This window comes from Paenibacillus sp. LS1, assembly GCF_026013365.1.
Taxonomy (GTDB): Bacteria; Bacillota; Bacilli; order Paenibacillales; family Paenibacillaceae; genus Paenibacillus.
In genome coordinates this window covers 804090-822592 of the sequence record NZ_JAPDOE010000002.1, presented here as the reverse complement: position 1 = coordinate 822592, position 18503 = coordinate 804090, and the positions used below count along the sequence as shown (strand labels likewise).

At 46.3% G+C, this 18503-nt stretch carries 18 protein-coding genes; 15 read left to right on the top strand and 3 right to left on the bottom strand.

Annotated features, from left to right (window positions below; all coding sequences use genetic code 11):
• The first annotated feature begins 322 nt into the window (after window positions 1-322).
• The 8 genes from sufC to OM416_RS13055 all read left to right on the top strand — a co-directional run bounded on the left by sufC (window position 323) and on the right by OM416_RS13055 (window position 8304).
• A complete protein-coding gene (sufC, locus tag OM416_RS13090) occupies window positions 323-1105 on the top strand; it encodes a Fe-S cluster assembly ATPase SufC (RefSeq protein ID WP_062833524.1) in 783 nt (260 codons plus the stop codon).
• Between the two features lie 25 nt (window positions 1106-1130).
• Window positions 1131-2435, top strand: a complete 1305-nt coding sequence (gene sufD / locus OM416_RS13085) for a Fe-S cluster assembly protein SufD (RefSeq protein WP_264929854.1) — start codon at window positions 1131-1133, stop codon at window positions 2433-2435.
• Window positions 2432-3652, top strand: coding sequence for a cysteine desulfurase (locus OM416_RS13080; protein WP_076330320.1), 1221 nt, complete (start codon window positions 2432-2434; stop codon window positions 3650-3652). The genes sufD and OM416_RS13080 overlap by 4 nt, the downstream gene beginning before the upstream one ends.
• Window positions 3642-4073, top strand: coding sequence for a Fe-S cluster assembly sulfur transfer protein SufU (sufU, locus tag OM416_RS13075; RefSeq protein WP_017689537.1), 432 nt, complete (start codon window positions 3642-3644; stop codon window positions 4071-4073). The genes OM416_RS13080 and sufU overlap by 11 nt, the downstream gene beginning before the upstream one ends.
• 20 nt (window positions 4074-4093) lie before the next feature.
• The gene (gene sufB / locus OM416_RS13070) at window positions 4094-5491 is read left to right on the top strand and encodes a Fe-S cluster assembly protein SufB (protein ID WP_076209130.1); all 1398 of its coding nucleotides are present in this window, start codon (window positions 4094-4096) and stop codon (window positions 5489-5491) included.
• A 243-nt stretch (window positions 5492-5734) separates the two neighbouring features.
• Window positions 5735-7084 carry a jacalin-like lectin gene (locus tag OM416_RS13065; RefSeq protein WP_264929850.1) on the top strand — a complete coding sequence of 450 codons (1350 nt, stop codon included), beginning with the start codon at window positions 5735-5737 and terminating at the stop codon, window positions 7082-7084.
• Between the two features lie 209 nt (window positions 7085-7293).
• Window positions 7294-8013 (top strand): M23 family metallopeptidase, encoded by a 720-nt coding sequence (locus OM416_RS13060; protein WP_264929848.1) that lies wholly within the window; start codon window positions 7294-7296, stop codon window positions 8011-8013.
• A 150-nt stretch (window positions 8014-8163) separates the two neighbouring features.
• Window positions 8164-8304: a hypothetical protein gene (locus OM416_RS13055; protein ID WP_017689533.1), complete on the top strand. Its 141-nt coding sequence runs from the start codon at window positions 8164-8166 to the stop codon at window positions 8302-8304.
• 119 nt (window positions 8305-8423) lie between these two features.
• On the opposite strand, the gene OM416_RS13050 is transcribed toward OM416_RS13055, so the two are convergent.
• A complete protein-coding gene (locus OM416_RS13050) occupies window positions 8424-9473 on the bottom strand; it encodes an HD-GYP domain-containing protein (RefSeq protein WP_062833529.1) in 1050 nt (349 codons plus the stop codon).
• 125 nt (window positions 9474-9598) lie between these two features.
• A complete protein-coding gene (locus tag OM416_RS13045) occupies window positions 9599-10345 on the bottom strand; it encodes a molybdenum cofactor biosynthesis protein (protein ID WP_264929843.1) in 747 nt (248 codons plus the stop codon).
• Window positions 10346-10465: 120 nt separating this feature from the next.
• On the opposite strand from OM416_RS13045, the gene OM416_RS13040 reads away from it, so the two are divergent.
• The 7 genes from OM416_RS13040 (at window position 10466) to OM416_RS13010 (ending at window position 17295) form a co-directional block, all read left to right on the top strand.
• Window positions 10466-11899 carry a bifunctional metallophosphatase/5'-nucleotidase gene (locus OM416_RS13040; RefSeq protein ID WP_264929841.1) on the top strand — a complete coding sequence of 478 codons (1434 nt, stop codon included), beginning with the start codon at window positions 10466-10468 and terminating at the stop codon, window positions 11897-11899.
• Window positions 11900-11966: 67 nt separating this feature from the next.
• Window positions 11967-13088, top strand: a complete 1122-nt coding sequence (locus OM416_RS13035; RefSeq protein WP_264929839.1) for an HD-GYP domain-containing protein — start codon at window positions 11967-11969, stop codon at window positions 13086-13088.
• A 220-nt stretch (window positions 13089-13308) separates the two neighbouring features.
• Complete coding sequence (yfkAB, locus tag OM416_RS13030; protein ID WP_155985059.1) at window positions 13309-14445, top strand: radical SAM/CxCxxxxC motif protein YfkAB; 1137 nt, start codon at window positions 13309-13311, stop codon at window positions 14443-14445.
• Between the two features lie 46 nt (window positions 14446-14491).
• Window positions 14492-15844, top strand: coding sequence for a hemolysin family protein (locus OM416_RS13025; RefSeq protein WP_264929834.1), 1353 nt, complete (start codon window positions 14492-14494; stop codon window positions 15842-15844).
• 274 nt (window positions 15845-16118) lie between these two features.
• Window positions 16119-16358, top strand: a complete 240-nt coding sequence (locus tag OM416_RS13020; protein WP_036609912.1) for a spore coat associated protein CotJA — start codon at window positions 16119-16121, stop codon at window positions 16356-16358.
• Complete coding sequence (locus OM416_RS13015) at window positions 16348-16623, top strand: spore coat protein CotJB (protein WP_264929830.1); 276 nt, start codon at window positions 16348-16350, stop codon at window positions 16621-16623. The genes OM416_RS13020 and OM416_RS13015 overlap by 11 nt, the downstream gene beginning before the upstream one ends.
• A 102-nt stretch (window positions 16624-16725) precedes the next feature.
• Window positions 16726-17295 (top strand): manganese catalase family protein, encoded by a 570-nt coding sequence (locus OM416_RS13010; protein ID WP_017689524.1) that lies wholly within the window; start codon window positions 16726-16728, stop codon window positions 17293-17295.
• 168 nt (window positions 17296-17463) lie between these two features.
• Here the strand turns inward: OM416_RS13010 and OM416_RS13005 are convergent, their stop codons facing one another.
• Entirely contained in the window at window positions 17464-18456 is a 993-nt protein-coding gene (locus OM416_RS13005) for a 3-oxoacyl-[acyl-carrier-protein] synthase III C-terminal domain-containing protein (protein WP_264929827.1), read from the bottom strand.
• Window positions 18457-18503: the final 47 nt, after the last annotated feature.

The following is an 18503-nucleotide window of genomic DNA, read 5'->3' as shown; positions in this document are numbered from 1 at the left end:
AGATTAGTGTACAGCAGATGACATAAAAGCTTGAATTGCTGTGATTTTTCTCACTGTACATTTGTGCGTAAGATGTTTTCTGATTTGATTCAATTTGTCTTTTAATATAGAATCAGAAAGAATAATGTTTCCTGCAAGGGACAAAGGTTCTTAGGAAATGACTTGATTATCATTGAGAATCAGTTTAGAATTATTCTAAAGTGTTCTTGCTTTGAAGATTCGAGTACAGGAGAAATTCAGGGGAAGCCCTGTTCAGATATAATAGGCGCTTTTTCGTTTTCGACAACAACATCAATTTAATCAATGGAGGGAAACAATACACATGGCTACGAATTTCGTCATTGAAGGTCTGAAAGCGACGATCGAAGGTAAGGAAATCCTGAAAGGCATCAACCTGGAAATGAAAGGTGGAGAAATCCACGCAATCATGGGACCAAACGGAACAGGTAAATCCACTCTGGCTTCTGCCTTGATGGGTCACCCTAAATATGAAGTAACAGACGGTACAATTACACTTGATGGTGAAGATGTATTGGATATGGCTGTAGATGAGCGCGCACGTGCAGGTCTCTTCTTGGCTATGCAGTACCCGAGTGAAATTGCAGGTGTTACAAACTCCGACTTCTTGCGTAGTGCAATTAACGCACGTCGTGGCGAAGGTAACGAGATCTCCCTGATCAAGTTCATTCGTCAAATGGAAGGTAAAATGAAAGAACTCGACATGAACCCTGAGTTCGCTCACCGTTACCTAAATGAAGGTTTCTCCGGTGGTGAGAAAAAACGTAACGAAATTCTGCAAATGATGCTGCTTGATCCGAAAATCGTAGTACTTGATGAAATTGACTCCGGTCTGGACATCGATGCTCTGAAAATCGTGGCAAACGGCGTAAACGCAATGAAGAGCGAAGATCGCGGTTTCTTGATCATCACTCACTATCAACGCCTGCTTAACTACATTACTCCTGACTATGTACACGTTATGATGCAAGGTCGTATCGTGAAATCCGGCGGACCTGAACTGGCACACCGTCTGGAAGCTGAAGGATATGACTGGGTTAAGGAAGAGCTGGGAATTACAGACGAAACTGTAGGTCAAGAAGCGTAAAGACAAAACGGAGGAGGATTAATTAATGACTACACAAACAATTCTTCCGGTTGAATCTGAAGCGCTTCGCGCCTTGTCGGAAAGCAACAATGAACCCGGCTGGTTGACCGAACAGCGGCTCGAAGCTTTGCAGCTTGCGAGTGGGCTTGCGCTTCCTAAACTGGAAAAACAAAAAATCGAACGCTGGAATGTCAGCGAGTACGGAACATATAAAGCAAGTGAAGCTATTTCTTCTTTGACAGAAGTACCGGCTTCCATTAAAGATCTGGTTCAGGATCAAGCTGAAGGCAGTCTGGTTATCCAGCGCAATTCCGGTACAGTATACTCTAAGATCTCTGCTGATCTGGCAGCAAAAGGAGTTATCTTCACGGATCTGGCTACAGCGGTTCGCGAACATGGCGATCTGGTAAAACCATATTTGAACACAGCAGTGAAAGCAGATGAGCATTCCCTGGCTGCATTGCATGCGGCACTTTGGAATGGCGGGGTTTTCCTGTATGTTCCGAAAAATGTGGAAATCGAAGTACCACTGCAAGCAGTGTTGCTTACGGATGATGCATCTGCAACGTTTGCACCTCACGTGCTTGTTGTTGCTGAAGCAAACAGCTCTGTAACTTATGTAGATAACTATGTATCTGGCGAATTGTCTGCACCTGTTTTCCATAACGGTGTTGTGGAAGTATTCGCAAAATCCGGTGCTAAAGTGCGTTTCGCATCGGTTCATCAACTGAGTGTGAATGTGACTGACGTTTCCTTCCGTCGTGCAGTGTTGGAGAATGATGCTTCCATCGAGTGGATTGTGGGCGAAATGAATAACGGCGATACAGCGAGCAACACGATGACCGTGCTCAAAGGCAATGGATCAAGTTCTGATTCCAAAGTCATCGCTGTAGGTTCCGGTTCACAGAAAATCAACTACACCACAGAAGCTCGTCACTTCGGCAAGAATACGCCAAGCCAGATGATTACACGTGCAGTTATGCGTGAAGAAGCTTCTGCAATCATTAACGGGATTACGAAGATTGAGAAAGGCGCTACCAAAGCCGATGGACAGCAGACAGAGAAAGTATTGATGCTGAGCCCTAAAGCACGTGGAGACGCCAACCCAATCCTTCTTATTGACGAGGATGATGTAACAGCAGGTCACGCGGCTTCTGTTGGTCAAGTCAATGCCGAGCAGATTCATTATTTGATGTCGCGCGGAATTAACCGTACGGATGCTGAACGCCTGATCATTTACGGCTTCCTGGCTCCGGTGGTGGCGGATATTCCTCTGGAAGCACTGCGCACCCAATTGCAGTCCCTGATTGAGAAGAAGCTGGGACAATGAACCCGTCCATTCGCGAGCAGTTCCCGATCCTCCACCAGGAAATTAACGGACACCCGCTCGTATATTTAGATAGTGCTGCAACTTCACAGAAGCCTCACGCTGTGATTGAAGCAGTCAAACATTATTATGAGTATGAGAACTCCAACGTGCATCGCGGTGTTCATACGCTTGGAAGCCGTGCAACCGACGCTTACGAAGGCGCACGTGAGAAGGTAGCCAAGTTTATCAATGCCCGCCGTACACAGGAGATTATCTTCACCCGCGGGACAACAACAGCCCTGAATTTGGTGGCTTCATCATACGCCCGCGCTAATTGCAAAGAAGGCGATGAAATTGTTATCACGCAAATGGAGCACCATAGTAATCTGATTCCTTGGCAGCAGGTTGCCAAGGAGACAGGTGCAACATTGAAATACATTCCGCTTCAGCCTGACGGTCATATTGAATTGGCTGACGTGGAGAAGACGATTACGAACAATACTAAAATTGTAGCAATCGCTTATGTATCCAATGTTATGGGTCTGATCCATCCTGTGAAACAAATTGCTGAAATTGCACACCGCAATGGTGCTGTCATCGTTGTTGATGGCGCACAAAGCACACCTCACATGAAGGTAGATGTTCAGGATCTGGACTGTGATTTCTATGCATTATCCGGTCATAAAATGTGCGGACCAACTGGAATCGGTGCACTCTACGGCAAAAAGGCGCTGCTGGAGTCCATGGAACCTATTGAGTTCGGCGGTGAAATGATTGATGATGTGGGTCTGTACGAATCCAACTGGAAAGAGCTTCCTTGGAAGTTCGAAGGCGGAACCCCAATTATCGCAGGTGCGGTAGGGTTGGGAGCTGCCATAGATTTTCTGGAGCAGATTGGTATGGATGAGATTGCTCATCATGAAAGTGTGCTGGCAGCTTATGCAACGGAACGACTGTCCGAAATTGATGGGTTAACGATCTATGGCCCAGCCAAGCGGCATGTGGGTGTCGTTACTTTTAACCTGGGTGATGTTCATCCGCATGATGTGGCAACTGTGCTGGATGCGAGTGGCGTAGCCATTCGTGCCGGACACCATTGCTGTCAACCGCTAATGCGTTGGCTTGAAGTTAGCTCAACAGCTCGTGCCAGTTTCTATCTATACAATAACGAACAAGATGTAGATCGGCTTGTCAGCGCCTTAATCCAGACAAAGGAGTATTTTGGCGATGCAACTTGATGATCTGTACCGGCGTGTTATAATGGACCACTACAAAAACCCGCGTAACCGCGGAACATTTGATAATGACGCTGTCACGGTGAATTTGAACAATCCAACGTGCGGCGACCGGATTTCACTGCAAATTTTGCTGAAAGACGGAATCGTTCAGGAAGCCAAATATACGGGTGAAGGCTGCTCCATCAGCATGTCCTCGGCATCGATGATGACAGAGGCTGTCAAAGGCAAAACGATGGAACAGGCACTCGATATCGCTAACCGTTTTTCCTCACTGATGAAAGGTGAAGAAGTCGATTTCGACGATTATGAAGATCTCGAAGCCCTATCCGGTGTGAACAAGTTCCCTGCACGCATCAAATGTGCCACTCTGGCCTGGAATGCATTACGCAAAGGGATTGACGAAGAGAACAAAGTACAATAACGATAGGGAGGTAGAGCAAGATGGCTAAAAAAGCACCAGAAATGGAAGAGTATAAATATGGTTTTCGCGATGAGCACAAATCCATCTTTCAAACCGGTAAAGGTCTGACTGCAGAAGTGGTTACCGAGATTTCCAAGATTAAGAATGAACCGGATTGGATGTTGGAATTCCGTTTGAAATCCTTGAAACAATTCGAAAAGATGCCAATGCCGAAATGGGGCGGAGATCTCGACGGATTGGATTTCAATGAAATTCAGTATTATGTGCGTGCTTCTGAAAAACAAGGTAAAACATGGGAGGAAGTTCCTTCCGAAATCAAGGAAACCTTTGATAAATTGGGTATTCCTGAAGCAGAACAAAAGTTCCTGGCAGGTGTATCGGCTCAGTATGAGTCCGAGGTTGTATACCACAACATGCAAAAGGAATTGGAAGACCAAGGTGTAATCTTCATGGATACGGATACGGCTCTCAGAGAGCATCCGGAAATCCTGCGTGAATATTTTGCAACGGTTATTCCGCCAGCAGATAACAAATTTGCTGCATTGAATAGTGCGGTATGGTCTGGAGGAAGCTTCATCTACGTGCCTAAGGGCGTTAAATGTGAAGTACCTCTGCAAGCCTACTTCCGGATCAACTCCGAGAATATGGGACAATTCGAGCGTACACTCATCATTGCGGACGAAGACAGCTTCGTTCACTATGTAGAGGGCTGTACAGCTCCAATCTACAGCACGAACTCACTGCACAGTGCGGTCGTTGAGATCATTTGTAAGAAAAATGCCCGTGTTCGTTACACTACGATCCAAAACTGGGCACCAAACATCTACAACCTCGTTACAAAACGTGCGGTTGCAGAAGAAAATGCAACGATGGAATGGGTCGATGGTAACATCGGTTCCAAACTGACGATGAAATATCCAGCGGTTGTACTGAAAGGCCGTGGAGCTAAAGGTTCCGTACTTTCCATCGCTGTAGCTGGTAAAAATCAGCATCAGGATGCTGGTGCGAAAATGATCCACTTGGCTCCGGATACAACATCTACGATCGTATCCAAGTCCATCAGTAAACATGGTGGTAAAGTAACGTACCGTGGTTTGGCTTCCTTTGGACGTCAAGCGGAAGGTGCGAAATCCAACATCAAGTGTGATACACTCATTCTCGATAATGAGTCCACGTCTGATACAATTCCTTACAATGAAATCATGAATGATAACATTATGCTGGAGCATGAAGCTACAGTATCCAAAGTGTCCGAGGATCAGCTCTTCTACCTGATGAGCCGCGGTCTGACGGATGCAGAGGCTACACAGATGATTATCATGGGCTTCATTGAGCCGTTCACGAAAGAACTGCCAATGGAATATGCAGTTGAGATGAATAGATTGATTAAATTCGAAATGGAAGGCTCCATTGGTTAATCCAATGCAGCGCCTTTCGAAGCCGTGAAGCTGAACCTGGCTGCTGATGTTAAGCGGCAGATATAGTTTCATGTGATCGAATCGAATACCCTGTAGAGCAGACTTTTCACAAAGTCTCTCTATGGGGTATTTTTATTTTCCTACGAGAAATGATCTATTTATACAAATGAAGCGAGCACATTTATTCTTCTGATAACGAATGTTACATATATTTGAATAGATTCAAATATGAGGAGGTATATGATGCGAAGAAGAATAGTTAAAAAGGGAGCAGCCTTGGTATTGTCTGCGGTTGTTGCCTTTACGAGCTCTCCATTCTTTTCACCAATGGCAAGTGCAGCAGAAGGTGAAACGGTAACCGGTTCATTCAATGTACTTAGTTACAACGTAGGTGGTCTTCCGGATCTGGTATCCAGTTCGAACCCGAAGGAGTACACCGTTCAGATTTCCCCCAAATTAAATGACTATGACATCATTAATGTGCAAGAGGATTTTAATTATCATAATGAGCTGATATCCCAAGTCACTCTGCCGTATTTAACGAAAACGAGCGGAATTGCCGGTTTTGGCAGTGGGTTGAACAGTTTATCCAAATATCCATTCCGCGACTTGAAGCGTATTACCTGGGATAAGAGATCTGGTCTTTTTGACAATGGAAGTGATGAATTGACTCCGAAAGGATTTACAGCAGCTACTTATGAGATTGCACCCCAGGTGAAAGTAGACGTATACAATTTGCACGCGGACGCAGGTGGTGACGATAAGTCGCTTGAGGCCAGACGAGATAATATCAGACAGCTCTCCAACTACATAGAGGAGCACTCGGACGGAAACGCGGTTATCGTATTCGGGGATACCAATACACGGTACACCCGTTCCGCTGACAATATAGAGTTGCTCATGTCTGAAAATGGATTAAGAGATCCGTGGATCGATTTGATTCGAGGTGGGAGCATTCCTGCTGATGGAGATGCCCTTATGGATGAAACCAATTTAAATGGTCCGAACTATGAGATTGTGGACAAAATTTTGTATCGAGGAAGCAAAGCATTGTCACTTAATGCGCAGAGCTACCGTTTGGAAAATCAAACGTTTGTTGATCCGAGTGGAAAGCAACTCTCCGATCATTATCCGATTACAGCGGAATTCGTGTACAGTACATCTCCTCAGTACCAACTTAGTTCAACGATTGGAGGGTCCGGGGGAACTGGTTTTAATGATCTGAATCAGATTCCAGTTGCCAGACCCAGCTCTGTAGTGCTTAACTCGGGCAACCGTGTAGATGGCATTTCAACGTTATATGGGGATGGAACGAACCTGGCACATGGCGGCCAATCGAACATTGCAACACTGAACCTGGCAGACGGAGAGTACTTAACTCAGGCTACAATTGGTCAGGGGACACGTAATGGAGATAAACGGATCTTTTACGTGGAGTTGTCCACCAATCTTGGAAATAAAATTGAAGGCGGACAAAAGACCTCGGATGAAATCAAACTTGAGGCACCAGCTGGTTGGTATATCGCCGGGTTTTATGGAAGAGCAGGACAGGAGTTGGATCAACTAGGTGTCATATACCGACCTCTGAATTAAAGTGAGTAGTGGTTAAAATGAAATAATAATATATACATCTCATAGAGTGTTCATAATGGCATAGCGCGCCGCTTGGAATATGTGTTGGAGAGACCACAAGGTTTTCCCCAATGCTATTCTGAGCGGTGTTTTTTTGTAATAAAATAAGACCAATAGCACAAGCCATTTCATAGATTTAAGCATCTAATGATAGAAAAGGATGTGAGTGTATGAGCGTGAACCCTTTCGAGGGATATCGGATTACAAGTTCATTCGGCTATCGAATTCATCCCATTCATGGTGGACAGACGTTTCACCGCGGAATTGATCTCGTAACAGAGCCATGGAATGGCCCCGTCTATGCCTTTATGGATGGTAGGGTACGTTTGGCTTCCGAGGGAGTTACAGGCTCTGGATTCGGCGGTTACGGGCTTACAGTAGCACTTCAGGATCATCGAGGCTATTTACATTGTTATGCGCACCTTTCGCGTATTGCTGTAACTGTTGGACAACGCGTGAAGCGAGGTCAGCTTATCGGTAATCAGGGAAGCACGGGCCAAAGCACCGGCCCGCATGTACATTATGAGATTCGTAAAACAAGCGCGCCATCTTACGGGTACACAGCCAGTGAAAATGGTGTGACGGAACCTGGAGCATATCTTCAGGCCGAATTCGGAACTGCATCCCAGGAACAGGAGGCTCCGCCGATGACCGCTGAGCAGAAGAGAATGTTTGAAGCCATGCAGAAGACGCTGGAGATCCAGGGGGCATGGATTCAGCAACAGAAGCAACTTTCCAATATGGCTTGCCCCGCATGGGCGCAGGAAGCGCTTGACTATTATCGACCGTATATTATGAACGACACAGGCAGTTATGAATTTTGGCGATTGCTTGTCATCATGTACCGCAAGGAAAAGGGCATCCAGGTTTATTCGGATTCCGACATATAGACCCCAGCAAAGAACAGGGAGCAACCAAATGCTGATCCACTCAGGTAGACGCAGGCAGACAACCATTTCTCGAATGTTGCCTGTTCGCCCGGTTCATTCCACCGGAAGCGTCATATGTTAGGGTATACCTGATGAAGAGGAGGCAATCACATGAGCGAAGTAGGATATGGCTGTGGGGGCAACGTAGGCGGAGTAGGCGGCGTTGGCGGATACAATATGTTCACAAACACTGGTGCGATCTTGGTACTGTTCATTCTGTTGGTTATCATCACAAAAGCATTCTGCGTGTAATCCAACATGAACGAATCGCGATAGACAAAAGGGAAGCCGTTATGGCTTCCCTTTTTACATATGCCAACCTATGAGTTGGTTATTCAAGCTACTTCCTGTTTGTTCCTTCGTATGCATAATTACTGGACATAAATCTCAACGATAGCAATATCTCTTTCCTTCGCTAAATCAATAAAGGCCGTAGAGGTCTGAACGAGTGGTCGGAAATAATCCGCAGGATTATTCATGACAATGAGTCCCGTCTGACCCGTGGTGAGCAGAACCCTTTTACCGATAAAATTAGGAAGCATGTGCTTGATCAGTTCCTGCGTTGCTTCACCATTTAACTGACCGAAGCTGAGGCTGTACAGTTCGCACAGAACAGAGATAAGCTCCTGTTTGGTCTGATACACCCGATTGGTCGTCATGGCGCTGTAAACGTCCGCTACAGCCGTTATACGGGCATATGGATGGATCTCATCGCCTCGCAGTCCATGCGGATAACCACTTCCATCTTCGCGCTCATGATGCTGAAGGGCCACCGTTGCCAGAATTTCATCCTGCGTGGATTCTTTAATAATATCGTATCCATAGAACGTGTGTTTCTTCATTTCATCGAATTCTTCGGTGGTCAATTTACCAGGTTTATGTAACATTTCAGAAGGAATCTTGGACTTGCCGATATCATGAAGATATCCTGCTTTGGCTACCGTTAGACATTCCTCGGGATTGTAGCCCATCCAGCCGGCGATATAAAAAGCGAGCATTCCGACTTGCAATGAATGGTTGTAGGTATAATCACTATCCCCGTCCAGCATAAGCAACAAGGAGACAACATCTTTTTGTTTTTCCAGCTGTCCTGTTAGGGTAATCAAAATCTCATCGACCTGTGTCTCATCAATAAAACCCTTCTCCATCGCTTGTTGAAATAGAGATTCAGTACCTTTGATCGTATCGTTAAACAAGTTAGTTAACAGACGGGTTTGATCGGAAGGTAAGGTTTGTTCATCAGAGTGTAGGTCGGATGTTGTATGTTCTACATCTGCGTAATCGATTCCATGTTGCAGCAGCTTGGATAGGTCATCTTCACTGAGGGTGGAACCTTTCATCAGCATGTGGAGACCCGAACTGTTGTATACATCATTTTTTAACAGGTCACCCGGTTTAAGATCAGTAACATGCACTCTCACGTATAAACCACCTTTTCCTCGACTAATATCGACACATATCATTATAATAACAAGAAAAAAATGGGTTGACAACGACTTATTTACTAATAAGTCACTCCGTCAAAAAAGGTGTAAGGACTCATGGTTTAATTCCCCATGGGGTTCCAGGGTCCTAGTTGATGTCCCTTCCATTCAGATCCATCTTCCCAGATTTCCTTTTTCCAAATCGGAACCGTCTGTTTGAGTCTTTCTATGGCATAGCGGCTTGCATCATAACAGTCGTTGCGATGAGGAGAGGAAACGGCAATGACTACACTGATCTCTGCGACATCCACTTTGCCGATGCGGTGACTGATCGCGCACATTACACCAGGCCAGCGATCAGAGATTTCTGAACCAATGGCTGCCATCTGTGAAAGAGCCATCGGTACATAGGCCTCGTATTCCAGATGAACAGTGCGCTGTTCACCGGTCATTTCACGAGTCGTACCTACAAAAGTAAGGGCTGCGCCGTGATTCGCGGTAATGACTAACGCCGTTGTAGCTTCCACAGACAGAGCGGACTCTGTAATCAAAAATAATCCATCTTCCGTTCGATGTTCAGGAGAGGTGGGAGCATGCTTTTCATCAGGCATATCCGTACCATCCCCTCCAGAGACAGGAGGGATTAAGGCAAGTTCATCTTCTGAACTAAGTATAGTATCGGAAGGAGCGTATTGCTGATTAACTGCCAGAAAGGATGTTCGTATCTGAGAAGCTGCCTCCGGGTAGGCCAGACTCAATTTTTCTTTTATATCGGCAGCAGTCGGAGCATCGCCAATGTACTCGAACTCCAGGAGGGATGTATTTAAACGTTCTGCAATGCCTGCAAATAGTTGAATTGTCAATTTCATAGATAGAAGTCACCTCTTTTTGATCTCTAAACCCTTTAAATATATCATAACGACGCGGAAAATGTTATGCTTATCCATTAGAAGAATGAACGTTTATCGAAGAGCGGGGGAGGCGGTGTGATGAGCACCAGAGAGAAGCAAACATTGAAGATTCTGCACACCAATGACATCCATAGTCACTTCGGCTCCATGAGCACCATCGCCGCTATGATCAATGAGGAACGTGAACAAGGTGGGCACGTGCTTGTACTGGATATTGGCGATCATATGGACCGGATGGCTGTTGAGACAGAAGGCACGCTTGGCACGGCTAACGTCGATGTGATCAATTTGACTGGCTACGATGCCATAACTATCGGGAACAACGAAGGACTGACCTTTACGCCTGATCAGCTCGCGCAGTCCTATGCTGGACTTCTATGTCCAGTGGTATGCGGTAATGTCGTGGAACAGGCCACTGGCCTTCCGCCAGTATGGATGAAACCTTCTCTTATCGTGGAGAAAGGTCCATTTCGCATTGGTTTGCTGGGAGCTACTGCGCCCTTCACTACCTTCTATGAACTGCTGGGATGGGATGTTCTGGACCCGATGGAGACGTTAAAAGCTCAAGTTGAAGCATTACGTCATGAAGTGGATGTGGTGATTATTCTCTCACATCTGGGACTTTCCACGGATCGGAGACTGGCGGAGCAGATTGCTGGAATTGATGTTATTCTCGGTGGGCATACCCATCATGTTCTCGAAGAACCATTAGTCATTGGTCAGACCGTGCTGGGCGCAGCCGGCAAATTCGGCCAATGGCTCGGGAAAGTGGTTCTGGAACGAACAAGCGTGGCAAAACCTCTTGAACTGGTAAGTAGCGGATGTGTTGCTGCCGATAGTATATTACTGGATGATCAAGTCTCTCTGGCAATCGCCACGAATCGCACGGAAGCCGAAAGAGCACTGGATCAGACTGCCGTGATCACGGATCGCATACTGCCCATTCAGTATGACCGGGAGTCACCTTTTGCATCATTGCTTGCGCAAGCCGTACGTCATTTTACAGGAGCACAGTTGTCTCTGGTGAATGCGGGCCAGCTTCTCGGAGATCTGCCACAGGGAAATGTTACAAAAGGAATGTTGCATTCCCTATGTCCATCTCCTATAAATGCTTGTACAATATCCTTGAGTGGAAGTCATATTCGCGAAGCACTTGAGCAGTCCTTGTTGGACGAGTTTTCCGGTAAAGCCATTGTCGGATTTGGTTTTCGTGGTCAGCTTCTCGGCACGCTGTGTATGGATGGAATGGAAGTTCAATACAATCCACATGCCCCAGCCTATGAGAAAATTCAAGCCATTTACATCAATGGGGAGCCTATGGACGATCAATGTGAGTATATCGTTGGAACACTGGACATGTTTACGTTCAATGTGGGGTATCCTTCTCTTGCTCATGGAACCGGTACGCTCTATCATCTTCCGGAATTCATACGCGATTTGCTGGAACTGGAATTAAAACGACCAGGGGCGCTGGACGACAGCCTGCGAGCCCGCTGGCATGAAACTAAATAAAGTACTTGCCTTCTGCTGTAGCGGCGGCTAGTGGTAATTACATCTACGGAGCGGGAGAGGATAGGCTGTGCGTTTAGTACATATAAACTTATTGCAGCCTGGCATGAAGCTGGGGAAACGTATTTATAGTGAAGAAGGCCTGGTATTACTTAGTGAGGATGTTGAGCTGACGAGCCGACTGATTGGGCGTCTCAAGGATCTTGGGGTCGGTTATGTGTATATCAAAGATGCTGCGACCGAGGATATCATTGTTCCAGATATGTTGCAGGAAGAGACCCGAAGGAAGGCACTGGTAGAGATCAAGCAGCAATTTCAGAGCATGTCCGGTATGAAAACGAAGAATCAGATTCCTCATTTCGGCAAAGCGCTTAGTGGTGTGATGAATACCATTTTGGAAGACATCGGCAGTCAGAAGGAAGCCATGATTATGCTGATGGACATGAACTCCAGTGATTTTGACCTGTATAATCATTCGCTGAATGTATGTGTGTATACACTGGTTCTTGGTGTCGCTTCGGGATACACACGCCAGCAATTAATGGAGATTGGTCTGGGTGCCTTATTGCATGATATTGGCAAGACACAGATTGCACCAGAAATCCTGCATAAGCCCTCCAGATTAAGTGACGAGGAATTTAAAATCATTCAGCAGCACACTACATATGGACATCGTATTCTCAAAGACGAACCAGGTATACCGCTTCTATCTGCACATTGTGCATTGCAGCACCATGAGCGAATTGATGGCAGCGGATATCCCTTTGGCCTGAAGGATAAAGAGATTCATGAGTATGCCAAGTGGATTGCGCTTGCTGATTCGTATGATGCCATGACGACGAATCGGGTGTATAAGCAAGCCTTGCTGCCACATCAGGCTGTAGAGGTGCTGTATACGGGCTCAGGAACGCTTTATGAACAACGAATGCTGGAGAGATTCAGGGATTGTGTAGCGATCTACCCCGTGGGTCTATCGGTCACGCTCAGTACAGGAGAGGTTGGGGTGGTCGCAGCGATTCATCCACGTGTTCCTCAACGTCCGCTTATCCGGGTGCTCAAGGATGCGGACGGCCAGAACTTATCTGCGCCCTACGAAATTAACCTATCGACAGCACTGTCTGTGATGATCACAGGTGTAGAGGGTGTGGAGGATACACCTTCATCTGCCCAAAGTGAACGGTTGGAAAGCTGAACAAGCTTGGAAATGATTAGCGCTCATGTCGTAATATCGGGGCCGTTTCGTGATTCGGCCCGGAGTTACCTGAGTGTTTTTTGTCATGTAATGGACAGGGTCTACGTATGCCGAAGCATTCAGAATTGTGCTATGATAAAAGATAACTCCAAAAAGAGAAACACAAGGTATGATGTAAATAAAACTTTTTAGGTTAATAAAAGGAATAAGGTGAAGAACAATGACCATGCTAAACTCAGGATCGGTACAACCGATGCCTTTATCTCCGACGAATGATCCGTGGGATCCGATCGGCTCTCTGCGTACATATGGACGCCATGTGTTGACCAGTGTAGAAATGACTGTGACACATCTGTGCAATATGCGGTGTGAGCACTGTGCCGTAGGAGATATGCTTACGATGCGTGAAGCGCCGGCTCTTCCGTTACCGCTGATGCTGAAACGATTGGATGAAGTGGAGCATCTGCAGACGATTAGTCTGACGGGTGGCGAGCCAAGCTTTAGCCAGAAAACAGTGGATGAGATGATTATCCCACTGCTCAAATATGCCAAGGAACGTGGTATCCGTTCTCAGATCAATTCCAACTTAACGCTGGATATCAGCCGATATGAGCAACTTTTGCCGTATCTGGACGTTATGCATATCTCATTCAACTACCTGAATGCTGATGATTTCCATCAAGTCGGATTTGCGAATAGTGGCAGACCTGTGAAACGTGAAGTAGCGGTGAAGATGTATGAGAAAATGATTGAAAATTCCCGCAAATTAAGTGAAGCAGGCATGTTTATCTCTGCCGAATCCATGATTAACTTCCGTACACACGACAAGCTGGATGGTATTCATCAATTGATTCGTGAGATGGGCTGTGTTCGTCACGAAGTGCATCCAATGTATAATTCGAACTTTGCTTCTTCACTGCCCGTGTTATCACTGGACCATATGAGAGCAGCGATACATCGTTTGCTTGATGCACGTGACAAAGATATGTGGATGCTCTTCGGTACCCTGCCATTCTTCGCGTGCAGTGCGGCAGAGCAGGATCGAGAACTGATCAATCGACTATACAGTGAGCCAAATGTGACGGTACGTAATGATCCGGACGGACGCAACCGCGTTAACGTCAACATGTTTACGGGCAATGTGTATGTGACGGATTTTGCAGACATCCCGGCATTCGGCAACATTCGTGATCGTAAACTGGATGATGTGTTCCATGAATGGTCAGCTGAGCATCCGTTGAATCAAACGGTCAATTGCCATTGTGATATCGCATCCTGTTGCGGACCAAACCTGCTGGTAGCAGACATGTATTACAAAGGTGTGGATTTCAAATCGAGAAAGGCAATCACACGTTGATATTCCAGGTGTATTCCTGAAATAGATAGAAAAGGGGAGTTTCAACTTGGATATTCATACTGAATTTCATCTTGGACAGCTGGTATTTAATCTGGTCTGTGTCTTTTTGCTCGTATTTTTGAATGGCGTATTTGTTGCAGCAGAATTTTCCCTTGTGAAAGTGAGGCAGACACGCTTAACTCAATTGCAGAGTGAAGGAAACCGTATGGCTGGTTACGCCTTGAAGGTGAATAGTAAACTGGATTCCTATCTATCGGCAACTCAGTTCGGGATTACGCTGACATCGCTTGGACTCGGGTGGCTTGGAGAACCGGCCATCTCCGAATTGCTCGTTGAGCCACTTATGTATAAGCTTGGTGTAGGAGATACGGGACTTATATCAACGGTTTCCGTCATTATCGGTTTCTGTATCATTACGTTCCTGCATATTGTGCTGGGTGAACTAGCGCCTAAATCGTTGGCAATTCAAAAAACAGACGGAGTGGCATTGTTTTTATCTGCACCCTTGCTGTTGTTCTATAAAATCTTTTTCCCGTTCATCTGGGTACTGAATGTATCGGCTAATGCATTGCTTCGACTGGCGGGTATCGAACCTGCCAGTGAAGGAGAGGCTCACTCGGAAGATGAACTTCGTATTCTGATGAAGCAGAGTGCCAAGAGTGGTGTTATCGATAAAGATGAGATCAAACTGATGGACAACATCTTTGATTTCTCCGATATGCTGGCACGGGAAGTGATGTTGCCTCGTACAGACATGGATTGTCTGTATACCCATATGTCTTTGGAAGAGAACCTGAAGATTATCAATGCAACCAAACACTCCCGTTACCCTGTGGCAGTTGAAGACAAGGATGAGATCATTGGATTTATCCATATTACCGATCTGCTGCTGGCTGAACCGGAGCAACAACAGGATCTGGCTTCACTTGTACGTCCGATCTTGAACGTTCCTGAATCGATGGAAATCAGCCATGTGCTGCGTCTAATGCAGAAGAAGCATTCCCAGATGACGCTGGTAGTGGATGAATATGGGGGTACAGCTGGATTGCTGACTGCCGAAGAGATTCTGGAAGAGATCGTTGGAGACCTGTATGACGAGTTTGAGGATGAGCGTCCGCATATGGAACGCAGTGGTGATTCGTTTTCCGTTGATGGTCGATCTCTTATTGAAGAGGTTCATAAGTGGACCGGAGCCGTCATTGAGGATGACGAAGTAGATACCATTGGCGGATGGCTGTTTAAAGAGCTTGGAGGCAGTCCATCCAAGGGCAAAACGCAGGAAATGAATGGATACGTCTTTGAAGTGGAAGAATCTACTCGTTTGCGAATAACCCGGGTCCGAGTGTACAAGCAGTCCGTCCCTCAAGATACGAATTCGGAAGAAAAGCCGGCAGAATAGTTCTCTTTGCAGGAGCAAGATGAGATGAACAAGAGCGAGCCATGACACAGATTACGGAAATCTGCAAGGATAGAGACCTTCGGAAGTTACCTGAACGGGTAACGAACCGAGGGTCTTTTTTTTGAAAACAGAGTGTGGAGAAATTCTGCGAGTAGTTCGAACGAATTTCGGATTAACTTCGGGGACAGCGTCATATGCATATAGAGACGGGAAGCGGGAAAGAACTCAGTGTTATTCAATATGCACCAACGATGTAATAAGGAGGTGTTGTTCTGTGAAAGATCCGCAGCTTCGTGCTTACGCCCCTTTTGTGGGGCCGTTTGATCCTTGTCCGCCGGTAGCGATTCGGACGTATCTGGTACCTCCTCAGTTATTTATTCCATTTCAGCCCATGGGCTGGCCGCAGTACAGCCCTGCAGAAGCATTGAGATTGGGAACCTTATGGCCTGCATTATACAGCCCTTATACACCAGCGAGATCGAAGGGAAGGAAGGTGGAAGTGGATGGAACCTGAATTACCGAAACCCTGTGACGCTAAATACTACGAATTGCTTGAAGAACTTCAGGCGCTGGATTTCGTGTTAGTGGAACTGAATCTGTACCTGGACACCCATCCAGGGGACTTCCAAAGTATTGAGCAGTACAACAAGTTCAGCCAGGAGCGAATGCGGGTAGCGCATGAATTTCAGCAGTTATATGGACCGTTGATGAACTTTGGTCATGCGTTCTCCAAGTATCCGTGGGAATGGTCTCAGACACCTTGGCCATGGCAAGTGTGACAACAGCAGCAACTCCGGGTTTCCTTGCAAGACTATAAAGTTCGGGAGGCTCGGGGGACGAAGAAGGGGCTTATTTTGATAATGTAGAGGGAGGCGTCTGGCATGTGGGTGTATGAGAAAAAACTGCAATACCCCGTAAGGGTTAGTAAATGTGATCCTCATATGGCAAAATTGCTGGCGGAGCAATACGGGGGAGCGGATGGGGAACTGGCGGCGGCACTGCGGTATTTGAACCAGCGATATACGATTCCGGACAAAATTATCGGGCTATTGACAGATATAGGCACGGAGGAATTCGCTCATCTCGAAATGATTGCCACCATGATCTATAAGCTGACAAAGGACGCTTCGGTAGAACAGTTGCAAGAAGCGGGACTTGGGCCGAACTATGCGCAGCGTGACTCTGCCTTGTTTTATACGAATTCCTCCGGTGTACCATTTACAGCAGCTTATATTGCCTCAAAGGGTGACCCGATCGCAGATTTGTACGAGGACATTGCAGCAGAAGAGAAAGCCAGGGCTACATATCAATGGTTGATCGACCTGACCGATGACGTGGATCTGCAGGATAGTCTGAAGTTTCTGCGGGAACGGGAGATCGTGCATTCCTTACGTTTCCGGGAGGCAGTAGAGATTCTGAAAGACGATCGGGAGACGAAGAAGATTTTCTGAACAGGTGAAAATAGGAACCTGGCAGTCCGATGAGGGCTGCTTTTTGCTTTGAAGTTATAGAGGCGGAAGAAGTTAAACGTGCTAAAAGTGGATTGCTTTCCAATAAAAAAGACGATCCACTTTGGAAGAAAAGGGATCGTCTTGAGTATTATTTTGGCGAATAAAGACCTAGTATTCAACCACCATGGCAACATTTTGCCACCCGGCCCCAACGGTCCAGAACAGCACTTTGTCACCACGCTGAATCTGACCGGATGTAACCGCTCGATGCAATGCGATGAATGGACTGCTGGTTGAGGTATATCCGAATTCGTCTCCGATGTAGACGGCAATATCATCATCGATGCCAACGTTATCGGAGACAGCCCGAATGTTTCCAATGGATAGTTGAGAGAAGCAGGCGGCTTTGATCTCGTCTGGTTCAATCTCGTTACGTGTCAGCAGAGTACGAATGGATTCCGAAGCGGCATCCACACAGATCGAATCATCAAATGGAATGAATTTCACATGAAAGGCACCTGCATCTACACCCGTTTTGCCCAATTTCGCCAAGCCTTCTGCGGGAAAGAGTGAATTACCGTACACACAAGTATCGGTCTGATAGATTGAATCAATGAAACCGACAGCATGTTCATCACGCTCTACAATAACCGCGGCTGCTGCATCACCGAAGTTGGCGAAGTATACGGGATCATCTGGACTGGCATGAGGAGCCACGTAATCCGAGCCGATGATTAATGCACGGCGAATTCGAGGATTGCCCATCATCTGCCGGCTAACCTGTTCGAAAGCGGCGGTCATGCCTGCGCAGTTGGCGTTGCTGTCAATGCAGATCGTGTGAGATGCACCATTAATCAGACGATGAATCATTAAGGAATTCGTAGGAAAGATGTATTCTGGCGTTTGGCTTGCATAAGCAATCAGATCAATATCTGCACCGGTGAGTCCGGTTTTTTCCAGGAGGTTACTGACTGCCTCAAAGGCCATGCTTAGTGAGTTTTCGTCATCGTTGTCAATTTTATAACGTGTATCACGACCAAGTGCCTTTAACAATCCACGAATATCAACACCTCTCGCATCAAAATGTTCAATATAAAAATCATTGTGCACCTTGGTTGCTGGATGATAGATATCGATATCTACAATACGAATTCCGGCCATCTTCATTCTCCTCTTGAGCGGAAGGGTGAATACACAGCTCGTCCGCC

What these genes read in the sequence shown, in the direction of transcription:
- sufC (WP_062833524.1), top strand. Translation starts at nt 323, where the DNA reads ATGGCTACGAATTTCGTCATTGAAGGTCTGAAAGCGACGATCGAAGGT.
- sufD (WP_264929854.1), top strand. Translation starts at nt 1,131, where the DNA reads ATGACTACACAAACAATTCTTCCGGTTGAATCTGAAGCGCTTCGCGCC.
- OM416_RS13080 (WP_076330320.1), top strand. Translation starts at nt 2,432, where the DNA reads ATGAACCCGTCCATTCGCGAGCAGTTCCCGATCCTCCACCAGGAAATT.
- sufU (WP_017689537.1), top strand. Translation starts at nt 3,642, where the DNA reads ATGCAACTTGATGATCTGTACCGGCGTGTTATAATGGACCACTACAAA.
- sufB (WP_076209130.1), top strand. Translation starts at nt 4,094, where the DNA reads ATGGCTAAAAAAGCACCAGAAATGGAAGAGTATAAATATGGTTTTCGC.
- OM416_RS13065 (WP_264929850.1), top strand. Translation starts at nt 5,735, where the DNA reads ATGCGAAGAAGAATAGTTAAAAAGGGAGCAGCCTTGGTATTGTCTGCG.
- OM416_RS13060 (WP_264929848.1), top strand. Translation starts at nt 7,294, where the DNA reads ATGAGCGTGAACCCTTTCGAGGGATATCGGATTACAAGTTCATTCGGC.
- OM416_RS13055 (WP_017689533.1), top strand. Translation starts at nt 8,164, where the DNA reads ATGAGCGAAGTAGGATATGGCTGTGGGGGCAACGTAGGCGGAGTAGGC.
- OM416_RS13045 (WP_264929843.1), bottom strand. Translation starts at nt 10,345, where the DNA reads ATGAAATTGACAATTCAACTATTTGCAGGCATTGCAGAACGTTTAAAT.
- OM416_RS13040 (WP_264929841.1), top strand. Translation starts at nt 10,466, where the DNA reads ATGAGCACCAGAGAGAAGCAAACATTGAAGATTCTGCACACCAATGAC.
- yfkAB (WP_155985059.1), top strand. Translation starts at nt 13,309, where the DNA reads ATGACCATGCTAAACTCAGGATCGGTACAACCGATGCCTTTATCTCCG.
- OM416_RS13015 (WP_264929830.1), top strand. Translation starts at nt 16,348, where the DNA reads ATGGAACCTGAATTACCGAAACCCTGTGACGCTAAATACTACGAATTG.
- OM416_RS13010 (WP_017689524.1), top strand. Translation starts at nt 16,726, where the DNA reads ATGTGGGTGTATGAGAAAAAACTGCAATACCCCGTAAGGGTTAGTAAA.
- OM416_RS13005 (WP_264929827.1), bottom strand. Translation starts at nt 18,456, where the DNA reads ATGGCCGGAATTCGTATTGTAGATATCGATATCTATCATCCAGCAACC.